Below are 12017 nucleotides of genomic sequence, written 5' to 3' on the forward strand. Positions count from 1 at the left end.
AATGGGTTTAATCAAATCAAGTGCCTGTGCGCAAAGGTCAAGAAAAGCAGAGAGGAAGCTGTAGTAAATAAGATAAATATTGTGTTTACTACTACAAGCTTTCATGTTGGAATGATTATCAATTACATTAGTGAATGCGTCTTGTCTCATTTGAATAATGGCCTTGATGTTCATGCGTTGGCGCTCGACATGAGCCCGAACCGTGCCTGGATTGATCTAAACATAAAAATACAATCTTTGATAAAAGCCTGGGAAAACAGCAGAAATGAATCAAAATAAAAATGTTCAATACCGTATGCCTGTCTTGGGGAAAATATGGCTTGCGGTGTGTAGTGGTGCGTTAATTTCGTCTGCCAGCAGCTATGCCGCTGACAAAACAGAGGTTTTAACGGTAACAGCCACAAGTAAAACAGAACAGACTGACGAGGGGTATTCCAGTCCGGCCACCTCGGTTGCCAGTAAAACGCCCACCTCTAAACTTAATGAAGCGCAGTCGATAAGCGTGGTGACCAATAAACAACTTGAAGATTATCAGTCCGGTAATTTGTCTGACGCGATGCGCTTCGTAAGTGGCGCTGCGCAAGCCAATACACTGGGCCAGACGGAAGATGGTATTGTTCGTCGAGGATTTGGCTCTAACTCCGACGGCTCGGTATTCCGTGATGGTATCCGTAGCAGTCAGGGACTCAATCTTGATGCCACAACAGATCACGTCGAAGTATTAAAAGGATCTTCTTCTCTGCTATACGGTATTTTGAATCCGGGCGGGATGATCAATGTCGTCAGTAAAAAGCCGCAATATGAATGGCATACGATCGTTGGTGGCCATTACAACGGCACTGGCGGCGGAGCGGGAAATATAGATATTACCGGACCACTGGGTAACGGTTTTGCTTTCCGCTTGATTGCCGAAAAACAGGACCAGAATTATTGGCGCGGATACGGCAACGAAAAACATAATTTGCTAGCGCCGTCATTACAATGGTATGGCGATAAAGCCAGTTTTAATATTAGCTACGAAAGTTTCCAATATGATATTCCGTACGATCGCGGCACGGCATTTATTAATGGTAAGCCGATAAATATCGGTTATAAGAGCCGCCTGGATGATTATTCAAACCATGCATGGGGACGCAATCAGACCTTTAGCTCTCACTGGGATTATCAGTTCAATGACATTTGGTCGACCCGCGTTACAGTCGGTTTGAACCAGCGCCAATATAATAGTAATACCGTTACTACCACGGCGATTAATGCAACCACAGGCGTTGTCAGTCGGCGCGCAGATGCCTTTCGCGGTTTTAATCACCAAACAAAATATGTTTCATGGGATGCCATCGGGACACCTGAAATCTTTGGCATGACGCATAATATGGTCTTCGGCACCGATTATGAAATGAATCAAACCTACCGGGCTCACGCCTATAATGGCAAAACGAATACCGATTTCACCCTGAACAACCCGGTCTATGGATTGCAAACCGTCACCAACAGCAGCACGGAAAAAACGTCGGACAAAAATTTACTAAACCGCATCCACAATCGCTCGGTATATCTCAAAGACAGCATCGAGTTGACGTCCCACTGGACCGCCGTGGCCGGTGCCCGTTATCAGCATTATGAACAGCGCGAATCAAAAGGCGATCCGTCCACGCTGAGCTACAGCAGTGAAGGCAATAAGTTTTTGCCTCAAACAGGGCTCATTTATAAACTGACGCCGAACGTCTCTTTCTACGGCAGCATGAGTAAGTCATTTACACCTTCCACCAATCCTGACGACGGCGGAAACGTGGAAGCACCAGAACAAGGAACCACTTATGAAATCGGCAGTAAGTGGCAGATGACACCAGCGTTATTGACGACGGTCGCCCTTTACCGTATTGATGAACATAATGTTGCCTTGTCACTCAATGGTGACACCTATGCCGTGGATAAAGCCCGTTCCAGCGGAGTTGAAGTGGAAGTCAATGGCGAGATTTATCCGGAATGGGATATAAGCGCAAACTATAGCTACGACCAGGCTGAAATCGTTAACGATAAGACTAACGCGGATAACAATGGTAACCGTCTGCAAAACGCCCCACGTAATTCAGGAGCGTTATATTTAAGCCATGATGTAAGGTTGTCTGGGCTGCCAGGTAGTTTCCGTATCGGCGGCGGTGTTCGATATGTCGGCACCCGTGCCGGTGATCCGAACAACAGCTTTACCCTGCCAGCGTACACCGTCGCAGACAGTTTTATTGGTTGGGATAATCAATTGCTGGGTAAAAAGACCCATGTACAACTAAATATAAACAATCTTTTCAACAAGGAATATTACACCTCTAGCGGCGGTAACTTACGCGTTGCCGAAGGTGAAACGCGCAACGTGGTACTCAGTACAAGTGTTGAATTCTGAGGCTGAAGTCTTATCAATAATTGAAAGACGTAGCTAACCGATTACGATTAAACCCGTATTTAAACGTAGTAGTGTCCCTGATTATATTCAGGGACACTCACCGGGGTGCTAGTTGCTCACTCTTTTTAGTAGTCAACTAAAACTGGCCGGATATTGCATAACTGCCAGGAAAAATATTACCCATTTATTCTTCTGGGTAGAAAATACGATATCCAGCCCCTGCCATAAGAACGCGAGCAAACCCAGTTTTGTCTAAATGCATGCCTGCAATAAGCAGTTTTTCTCTGACAACCTGTTCCAGGAGTCTTTCCCGTGTGTCTTTGGCCTGAACGGGATCGTTGTCAAATACAATGGAAACGGACGGGTGCGCTGACTGGATATGTGGGAAATGCATGATGTCTCCCCATATCAATATACATTTGTCGCCTCCTGAATCGATGCGGAATCCGGTATGACCTGGCGTGTGACCAGGCAGCCATACCGGCAGAATGCCTTCTGTTATCTTGTTCCCGTCAATAAAACGCAAGTTCGGTGCGTATACTTCCAGCGTTCGACGGACCAACGTAAAATTACGCTTCCCGCGCTCATTGGCCATTTTTAATCTTTCATCATCCTGCCAGTATTGTGCTTCGAGAGGATGAAGATGAAGTTTTGCATGTCTATAGACTGGCAGACCTTCAGCATCCAGCAGGCCGCCAATATGGTCAGGATGGCCGTGAGTCAATAAGACTGTGTCCACGTCATCAGGGCTGACCCCGGCTTTACCGAGGTTTTCTCTGAGCAGCCCTCCGACGTTGTTCAGACCTCCCGCACCGGTGTCAACCAGAATGGTCCGCCCCCGGCCGCGGATTAGGTAACAGTTGATATGGATATTGCCAGGGTCAGCTATTCCGGCACCGCGCTGAATTATCCCGGCATCAGTTGTCTCAATGCCTGACAGTAAATCCAGGCTTGCTGACATATTGCCATCACTCAGGGCTGTAACCAGAAAATCCCCAATCTGACAGGATGTGAAGGGCGTAGGGGTCATAAATACCTCAGGGTTAATTTCGGTAGTGCGCTAGAGTCAAAACAGCGAATACGCGCCATTCGCCCCTGGGCCTGTTGAATAGCCAGGTCCAGTTCACGCTAACAAGCCTGCTCAATGATTTTTCATCATGCTACATGCTGTATTTACAGCTATAAATCGATATTATTTCATCGGTTAGTGATATTCAGTCACTGAAAGGTCATCATATGCTCTGAGTAAGGGACAGTTTTTATGCGCAGAAAAATTCCCAGTAGCACTTCCCTGCAAGCTTTTGATGCTGCTGCAAGGCATGGTGATTTTGCCCGGGCCGCTGAGGAACTATCGCTGACTGAAGGGGCCGTCAGCCGACAGATTGCGCGCCTTGAATCCTTGCTGAATTGCAGATTGTTTGATCGTAGCGGAAGCCGTGTGAAGCTTAATCCTGTTGGGGCACGCTATGCACATCAGATACGCGAAACGCTAGAACGACTTGAAAGAGATACCCAGTACATAATGGGAATGCATGAAGGCAGTAAAAGCCTGGATATTGCCGTCTTGCCAACGTTTTCCTGTCGATGGCTTATTCCTCGTCTGAGTGGCTTTAGAGCTATGCATCCCGACATCACATTAAATATTGCGGCCAGAACCGACCCATTTATTCTCACCGGGAGCGGTTTTGACGCTGTGATTCATTTTGCGCATCCCGCCTGGGCAGGGATGCGCATGCACTTTCTCTTTCAGGAAAAACTGGTGCCGGTGTGCCATCCCGCACTGTTAACGGATAAAAACGTCAATGGTCAGTTGAACGAACTACCGCGTATTCACCGGCGGCAGAATCCGGAAGCATGGCATAACTATGCGCAAGAAACTGGGATAATCCTTGATAGTCCGACGCAGGGTGTCTGGTATGACCTTCATGAAATGGCAATAGCTGCTGCATTGGCAGGACAAGGCGTAGCAATGGTGCCACGCATGTACGTCGAAAAAGAACTGGCTAGCGGAGCGCTTGTCGCGCCCTGGCCAGAATCGGACTACCTAAGTAAAAAATTCTGTTTGGTAAAACCGGTGGAAACAGGAATAAATGAACCTGCACTGCAGGATTTTGAATGCTGGTTGCAGGCGGAATCACTACGGGTAATCTGAACTGCATCCTTCTTTCAATCCTGGCCGTCCAACCAAGGCCTTGCCATTGCTGAGAGAGAAGCGGACTGAGCGTCGAGTCTGCTCCTGAAAGCGGCTCAGGCCAGCCGCCGATAGCTCCTTCCAAACGCCAGCCAGGCAGCGATCAGGTCCTGCAAGCTGGTATCGCCTCATAAATTACAGGTATAATCCCACAAATTATTCAACGGGTTTAGATACGAAGATGACAAAACTTACCTTACAAGAGCAGATGCTAAAAGCTGGATTAGTGACCAGTAAAAAAATGGCCAAAGTGCAAAGAACGGCAAAAAAATCACGAGCTCAAGCTCGCGAGGCAAGAGAGGCTGTGGAAGAAAATAAAAAAGCCCAACTTGAGCGTGATAAACAACTAAGCGAACAACAAAAACAAGCTGCCTTATCTAAAGAATATAAAGCGCAGGTTAAACAGCTTATTGAAATGAACAGGATCTCCATTGCAAAAGGCGATATTGGCTTTAACTTTACAGATAATAACTTAATTAAAAAAATAACTGTCGATAAGATCACACAAGCGCAGCTGATTAGCGGTCGTCTTGCCATTGCTCGTTTGGTAATTGATAACAGTAGCGAAAGTGAATACGCAATTATCCCGGCAAGCGTAGCTGATAAAATTGCGCAGCGGGATGCCAACAGCATTGTTTTAAATAGTGCGCTTAGTCAAGAAGAGCAAGATGAAGAAGATCCTTATGCCGATTTCAAAGTACCCGATGATTTGATGTGGTAATTCACCATCTAGATGCCAAATTTATCAATACTCGCACGTTCAGAACGGGCTGGTATTACGTGCCTGGACCTGCTTTTCGCTAATGGGATGAACAAAATGCAACTCACTGGCATGCAGCATTAACCGCGGTGTTCGTTCGCTACCCGGCAGCAGGAGACCGCCATACAGGTCACAGCCCAAAATAGGGTGACCCAATTGCTGACAGTGGATGCGGAGTTGATGAGTACGTCCGGTTTCCGGGGTTAGCTGTACCCGAGTCAGTGGCAGTAATGTCCCGTCTTCCGACTGCCGGTAAAAGCGCTCAACCACCCTATAGTTGGAGCGAGCAGGCTTGCCGTGGATTGCGCAAATCGACATCAGCGGGAACAGCGCCGGGTCTTTGGCAATAGCGGCGTCGATCACCCCTTCACTGTCGTCCAAATGTCCACAGAGCAGGGCGCTGTATACTTTGGTCACCGTGCGCTGACTGAACTGTTGGCAGAGGGCGGCATTTATCGCCTTATTGCGGGCAATGACCATCAGTCCGGAAGTCCCGAAATCAAGGCGGTGGACCAGGGTGCAGCCAGGGAATAGCTGTACCAGCCGATGATGTACCGAATCGAGATTTTGCGGATTTTTTCCTGAGAGGCTGAGCAGCCCGGCGGGTTTATTGATCAGCACCAGGTGATCGTCCTGATAGAGGATCTCGATCTGCTGATAGCATGGTGGTGCAATAAAGGTATCGATAATCTTGGACATCAGGCTACCTGGATGGAGAGAGGGAGCGGATGATAACGAATTTTAAGGCGTCTGACGAATTTGCTATGCTAATGCCGTGCAACCGGGTGGGTTTTACCTCCCTAGATCATCAACTAAGCTGTTGATGGAATTTTAACCGCCAGTCGTCTGTGCTAAAGTCGATGTATGTCAAACGGAAGACAGGATATCGGCAATGAATGCCAGCACACCCACACCGCACGATGCGCTTTTCAAACAATTTCTTACCCGCACAGAAACCGCCCGGGATTTTCTGCAAATTCACCTGCCGCCAGCCTTACTGGCCCGCTGCGATCTGAATACCCTGCAACTGGAATCAGGCAGTTTTATTGACCGGGAGCTGCGCGGAATACAGTCTGACATCCTCTACTCGCTGCAGACTGATAGCGGGGAAGGCTATATATACTGCTTGATTGAGCACCAGAGTTCTCCCGACAGATATATGACCTTCCGCCTGATGCGTTACGCGTTAGCGGCGATGCAGCGGCATCTGGATAACCATAACCAGGCCTTGCCGCTGGTTATTCCCATTTTGTTTTACCACGGTAAAATCAGTCCCTATCCTTATTCCATGAGCTGGCTTGACGCTTTCAGTGACGTGAAATCGGCGCGGCAGCTTTACTGCGGGGATTTTCCGCTGGTGGATGTCACAATGATAAGTGACGATGAAATCGTTCAGCACCGGCGAGTGGCAGCGCTGGAACTGGTACAAAAGCATATTCGCCAGCGCGATATGGCGGACCTGGAGCAGCAACTGGTCACGCTGCTGCGTCTGGATTACACTACACCGGAGCAGTTGGAAGCGTTATTTACCTACCTGCTGCAGGTTGGGGACACCGCCAATCCAGAGCGTTTTATTTGCCAGTTGGCGCAGCGTTTACCGCAACATGAGGAGATACTGATGACCATTGCACAAAAGCTGGAAGAAAAAGCCCGCAAGGAAGGAATTCTACTAGGCGAGCAAAAAGGACGACAGGAAGGGATCTTGCTGGGCGAGCAAATAGGGCGCCAGGCTGAACGGCTGGAAACCAAACTCGAAATCGCTCGCACTATGTTGAGCAAGGGGATGGACCACAGTACGGTGATGACCCTGACCGGTCTGACGGAAGGCGAGCTTCAGCATATCTGCCATTAATTACGATGTTGTTATGCAGTTGACGGGCATTGGCCAGAGAAATCTGCAGATTGCACTGTTTTGCAGAAGGCGAATGCTACGAATTTTCTTGTCATCAAGAGACATAGGGGTGATCACGCCATCATCGAACTATCGAACTGCAAAAGATCCCCAATCAGCCCCCCAGATTTTTCCATGGCAGCGGAAGATTAACGCAAAAAAAGATTAAGGTAACTTAAGTGGGGTTTTCTAGTTCAGAGCAGCTGGAAGCGTTATTGAACTACCTGCTGCAGGTTGGGGACACTGCCAATCCAGAGCGTTTTATTTGCCAGTTGGCGCAGCGTTTACCGCAACATGAGGAGATACTGATGACCATTGCACAAAAGCTGGAAGAAAAAGCCCGCAAGGAAGGTCTGGAAAAAGGGCTTCAGGAAGGCATGCTGCTGGGCGAGCAAAAAGGGCGCCAGGCAGAGCGACTGGAAACCAAACTCGAAATCGCTCGCACTATGTTGAGCAAGGGGATGGACCACAGTACGGTGATGACCCTGACCGGTCTGACGGAAGGCGAGCTTCAGCATATCTGCCATTAATTACGATGTTGTTATGCAATTGACGGGCATTGGCCAGAGAAATCTGCAGATTGCACTGTTTTGCAGAAGGCGAATGCTACGAATTTTCTTGTCATCAAGGGACATCGGGTGGTCACGGCATCATCGAACTATCGAACTATCGAACTATCGAACTATCGAACTATCGAACTATCGAACTATCGAACTGCAAAAGATCCCCAATCAGACTCCCAGATTTTTCCATGGCAGCGGAAGATTAACGCAAAAAAGCAAAAAGCCCGCTTAAGTTTCCTTAAGCAGGCTTTTCTAATTTGGCTCCTCTGACTGGACTCGAACCAGTGACATACGGATTAACAGTCCGCCGTTCTACCGACTGAACTACAGAGGAATCGTGTGAACGGGGCGCATCATATCTACCGGGGGCAGGTGTGTCAACGGCAAATTGCCTTACAACGTTTGACTGCTCATCTACTGAGCAAAGACGCGGAAAGATACGCTATTCAGGCGGTATTCGGATCCGTCGGAAACAGATTAGCCGTCTGCCAGTTTTCCTCGTATCTGTCGCATCAGCGGGTCTTGTTTGTAAAAACGGCTAAAATGGCCATAAACCAGGGGAAAACGTTGCGAAAGCAGATCCGGGGCGCTAAAGAAATATTCCGACAGCACTGCAAAGCATTCAGCCGGATCTGTTGCTGCATAGGCATCCATGCTGGCGGCATCTTCACCAACCAAATCAATCTCTTCTTGCAGATTTTCCATGGCTGCCTGTAAATCATGCTCCCAGGCCACCACTTCCCGCAGCGGGATCGGGGGAATACCGTTGGCTTCACCGCCGTTGCGAATATCCAGTTTATGCGCCGCTTCGTGGATCACCAGGTTGAAACCCGAGGTATCAAAGGAGTCCTGCACATCGAGCCAGTTAAGCACAATAGGTCCCTGGTCCCAGCTTTGGCCCGCCTGGGTCTGCGCACCAGCATGGACAATGCCGTTTTCGTCCTGCCAGGGGGTATCAACAATAAAGGGGGTAGGGTAAAGCAGGATCTCATGAAAACCGTCAAGCCACTCGGCACCCAGCTCCATCACCGGCAGGGCAAACAGCAGGGCAATGCGGGCATGCATGGTTTCCGCCAGCTCCAGTCCTTGTAGCTGTTGGAGTTTTTTTTGTTGCAAGAGGTGGCTGGCGACCTGGATCAGGCGCTGCTGTTCGTGGCTGTTTAAATCAGATAACAACGGGATATCCAGCGCTTGTTGCCAGAGCTCGCTTTTATCAATTTTCAGTTCATTGCTTTTCCATGGCCACTTAATCATCATCTTGCTCGCAAAGTGTGATCATTCGAAGTTATCGCTGGTATACCAATGTTACGCACCAGGGCGGGAGACAGCTTAATATCAAAAGGTTATAACAACCATCTAGCGTAACCGGTGGCAATATTAACAGCCATGGTCTGTTATACCAGCCGCAGGGGTCTCTAATCAAACCTGGCTCACGTTATTGTTCTTCGCATTCACTTTTCCGAAAATTTTTGACGTAAAATGAGACTTCGCGCATATACAATTTGTGACGATCGCTGCTGGGTTTTTACAGGTCTGAGCGAGTAAAGTGAGAGTCTCTCTTCCCTCCTTTATTCAGGGTTCATAGTCTGATGCACGCCTCACTTAAAATAGGATTTTTAACCTCCGTGGTGACTTTGGCGCTGGCTTGCGCACCGGCCAAAGCTGCGGAGATCCCGGTATATGGTCCGCAATTACAAGGGTTTGATTATCCCTATCCTCTGCAACATTTTAATTTTAATTCACAGGGCGAAAGCCTGCAGATGGGTTATCTCGATGTGCAGCCGCAAGGGCAGAAAAACGGCCAAACGGTAGTGCTGCTGCACGGCAAAAATTTCTGTGCCGCCACCTGGGGAGACACCATCAAGGCGTTGGCAAGTAAGGGCTATCGTGTGGTGGCTCCTGATCAGATAGGCTTTTGCTCTTCTACCAAACCGGGTCATTATCAATATACTTTCCAGCAGTTGGCGCAAAATACCCAGCAGCTATTGGCCAGTCTGAAAATCAACAAAGCAACGATTGTCGGCCATTCTACTGGCGGTATGTTGGCGACGCGCTATGCCCTTATGTATCCGCAGCAGGTCGCCAAACTGGTGTTGGTCAACCCTATCGGGCTTGAAGACTGGAAGGCCAAGGGCGTGCCCTGGCGTAGTGTCGATCAGTGGTATCAGCGCGAGTTACAACTCTCTGCCAAAAGCATTCATGATTACGAATTAAAAACCTATTATGTTGGTAAATGGAAAGCGGAATACGATCGCTGGGTGGATATGTTGGCTGGACTGAATAATGGGCCGGGACATAAGCTGGTAGCCTGGAACTCGGCGCTAATCTACGACATGATCTTTACCCAACCGGTCTATTACGAATTCCAGAATTTGCAGGTGCCGACCACGCTGATGATTGGCACGGCGGACACCACGGCGATTGGCAGCGATATCGCATCGCCGGAGGTTAAAGCACGTCTCGGGCATTACAATCTACTGGGTAAACAGGTGTCTAAACTGATCCCCCACGCCAATTTGATTGAGTTTAAGGGATTGGGTCACGCACCGCAGATGGAAGAGCCAGAGAAGTTTAATCAGAGTCTGTTGCAGGTATTGCGCTAATCTCGACAGTGCCCCCCAGGACAAAGACTTTGACCTGGGGGGACCAATAGCAAGCTTTTAACGCAGATTATCCGGGAAATTGGCCGGCAGCTCGCTGGCCGCGCAGTTGATCACTTCGTCGTTATCTGCGCCGCAGTCGCGGACAAAGGTGATAGTGGCGAATTCATCAATCACTTCAGTAGGATAAGCCGGACCTGCCTGGCGATAGGCTTCCATTTGCGCAATATGCTCATTCTGGAAGCAGACCGTTTTTTCCGGATTATTGATGATCCAACGCGGGAAGAAAATGGTACCGTGAAACACGTTATCTCCCAGATTGACAATCAGACTGACGTCGGTGCCTGTCGGTTCTGTCCATGAGATTTTATAAACCTGCTGTGCCACCCGGACAATATAGGCGTGCTGTCCTTTAACCCAACGATTACCAACGATACCGCTGTGAATACGGTAATCCAGGGTGCTAGCGTTTTTTACGTAAATTTCGTAATTCCAGCCATTATCGTAGGTATAAACCACATGTTTACCAATAAACTCGCTCAAGTCGGTATGATCAAAGCTGCTCATTATTACTCCTTTCGGGGATTACCCATAATCGTTGCCATAAGGAGATAATAGTCCTTGTAAATCCGATTGAATAACGCTGAAATACGATAAAATTAATTCGATAATTAGATGGTTTATAGTTATGGAAATGCCCCTTACCACCCTGGAGCAATGGGTTGTACTGCAGACCGTTGTCAGCGAAGGCAGCTATGCGCAGGCAGCAAAACGCCTGTTTCGCAGCCAGTCTTCCGTAAGCTACGCGCTGACGAGTTTGCAGGAACGATTGGGATTGCCGTTGCTGCAAATTGTCGGCAGAAGGGCAGAGCTCACGGAGCAGGGCAGAGCGCTATTATCCCAGGCGCAGCCGTTGATCGCGGCTTTTATCCAGCTAGAAACGCGCGCCCATGGGCTGCGTGGCGGGGCGCGAACCCAATTGAGTCTGGTGGTGGATACCGTATTCCCGAAAAATGCGCTCTTTCCGGCGTTGAAAGCCTTTCAGCAGATTTACCCTGATACCCAGGTGCAGATCACCGAGATCCTGCGTAATGAAACCGCCCGACAGTGGCAGCAGCATGATGCCGACCTCTATATCACCACGCTACCGGCAGATAATACCTTTAATAGCCGCTGGCTGGTGGATGTGGAATTTGTGCCAGTGGTGGCCAAAAATCACCCTTTATTGCGTTGCTCTGCCCCTGTCAGTCATACCGCGCTGGCCAGCTACCCACTGATCACCCTGGTTGACCGTGACTCGCAGCGTAGTGACAAGCGCAAAACCTATCAGGCCGCCAGTTGGAGCTTTACCACGGTTGAGGCGGCGATCGAGGCGGTGACCCACGGCGTTGGTTATGGCTGGGTGCCCTTGCACAGCATTGCCGGGCGATTGCAGCGGGGGGAATTGGTGCATTTACCTTTGGGAGAAAGCGCCATGCGCAAGACGGCACTTTATTTGAGCTTTAACAGCGAGGAACACCGCTTTGATACCACGCTCAATGCCTTTGTCGCCGAGATTGAACGTTGTATCGATGCCGCGAGGTAAAAACCGCTTCACTCGCAGGGCGCGGGTGA

Annotated in this window: 11 protein-coding genes and 1 tRNA gene; 7 read left to right on the forward strand and 5 right to left on the reverse strand. The window is 49.1% G+C overall.

Annotation, left to right across the window (positions count from 1 at the left end):
* The first annotated feature begins 265 nt into the window (after window positions 1-265).
* The gene (locus tag GW590_RS12005) at window positions 266-2398 is read left to right on the forward strand and encodes a TonB-dependent siderophore receptor (RefSeq protein WP_169403275.1); all 2133 of its coding nucleotides are present in this window, start codon (window positions 266-268) and stop codon (window positions 2396-2398) included.
* Window positions 2399-2582: 184 nt separating this feature from the next.
* On the opposite strand, the gene GW590_RS12010 is transcribed toward GW590_RS12005, so the two are convergent.
* Window positions 2583-3428 (reverse strand): MBL fold metallo-hydrolase, encoded by an 846-nt coding sequence (locus GW590_RS12010; protein ID WP_169403276.1) that lies wholly within the window; start codon window positions 3426-3428, stop codon window positions 2583-2585.
* Between the two features lie 231 nt (window positions 3429-3659).
* Here GW590_RS12010 and GW590_RS12015 point away from each other — a divergent pair, with 231 nt between their 5' ends.
* Both GW590_RS12015 and GW590_RS12020 read left to right on the forward strand, forming a co-directional pair.
* Window positions 3660-4550: a LysR substrate-binding domain-containing protein gene (locus tag GW590_RS12015; RefSeq protein ID WP_169403277.1), complete on the forward strand. Its 891-nt coding sequence runs from the start codon at window positions 3660-3662 to the stop codon at window positions 4548-4550.
* A gap of 220 nt (window positions 4551-4770) precedes the next feature.
* On the forward strand, window positions 4771-5310 hold the full coding sequence (locus GW590_RS12020; protein WP_169403278.1) for a DUF2058 domain-containing protein: 540 nt from the start codon (window positions 4771-4773) through the stop codon (window positions 5308-5310).
* A 39-nt stretch (window positions 5311-5349) separates the two neighbouring features.
* Here the strand turns inward: GW590_RS12020 and GW590_RS12025 are convergent, their stop codons facing one another.
* A complete protein-coding gene (locus GW590_RS12025) occupies window positions 5350-6048 on the reverse strand; it encodes an RluA family pseudouridine synthase (protein ID WP_169403279.1) in 699 nt (232 codons plus the stop codon).
* Window positions 6049-6241: 193 nt separating this feature from the next.
* On the opposite strand from GW590_RS12025, the gene GW590_RS12030 reads away from it, so the two are divergent.
* Window positions 6242-7201: an Rpn family recombination-promoting nuclease/putative transposase gene (locus GW590_RS12030; RefSeq protein WP_169403280.1), complete on the forward strand. Its 960-nt coding sequence runs from the start codon at window positions 6242-6244 to the stop codon at window positions 7199-7201.
* A 218-nt stretch (window positions 7202-7419) separates the two neighbouring features.
* A complete protein-coding gene (locus GW590_RS12035; RefSeq protein WP_169403281.1) occupies window positions 7420-7770 on the forward strand; it encodes an Rpn family recombination-promoting nuclease/putative transposase in 351 nt (116 codons plus the stop codon).
* Window positions 7771-8061: 291 nt separating this feature from the next.
* Here the strand turns inward: GW590_RS12035 and GW590_RS12040 are convergent.
* Both GW590_RS12040 and mtfA read right to left on the reverse strand, forming a co-directional pair.
* Window positions 8062-8137: transfer RNA gene (locus tag GW590_RS12040), tRNA-Asn, on the reverse strand.
* A 143-nt stretch (window positions 8138-8280) separates the two neighbouring features.
* Window positions 8281-9057 carry a DgsA anti-repressor MtfA gene (gene mtfA / locus GW590_RS12045; protein WP_169403330.1) on the reverse strand — a complete coding sequence of 259 codons (777 nt, stop codon included), beginning with the start codon at window positions 9055-9057 and terminating at the stop codon, window positions 8281-8283.
* Between the two features lie 335 nt (window positions 9058-9392).
* Between mtfA and GW590_RS12050 the strand changes: the two genes are divergently transcribed.
* On the forward strand, window positions 9393-10406 hold the full coding sequence (locus tag GW590_RS12050) for an alpha/beta fold hydrolase (RefSeq protein WP_169403282.1): 1014 nt from the start codon (window positions 9393-9395) through the stop codon (window positions 10404-10406).
* A 57-nt stretch (window positions 10407-10463) separates the two neighbouring features.
* On the opposite strand, the gene GW590_RS12055 is transcribed toward GW590_RS12050, so the two are convergent.
* Window positions 10464-10973, reverse strand: coding sequence for a phenolic acid decarboxylase (locus tag GW590_RS12055; RefSeq protein WP_169403331.1), 510 nt, complete (start codon window positions 10971-10973; stop codon window positions 10464-10466).
* Between the two features lie 118 nt (window positions 10974-11091).
* On the opposite strand from GW590_RS12055, the gene GW590_RS12060 reads away from it, so the two are divergent.
* A complete protein-coding gene (locus GW590_RS12060) occupies window positions 11092-11988 on the forward strand; it encodes a LysR family transcriptional regulator (RefSeq protein WP_169403283.1) in 897 nt (298 codons plus the stop codon).
* Window positions 11989-12017: the final 29 nt, after the last annotated feature.

The sequence above is a fragment of the Rouxiella aceris genome (genome assembly GCF_012933545.1).
GTDB classification, from domain to species: domain Bacteria; phylum Pseudomonadota; class Gammaproteobacteria; order Enterobacterales; family Enterobacteriaceae; genus Rouxiella; species Rouxiella aceris.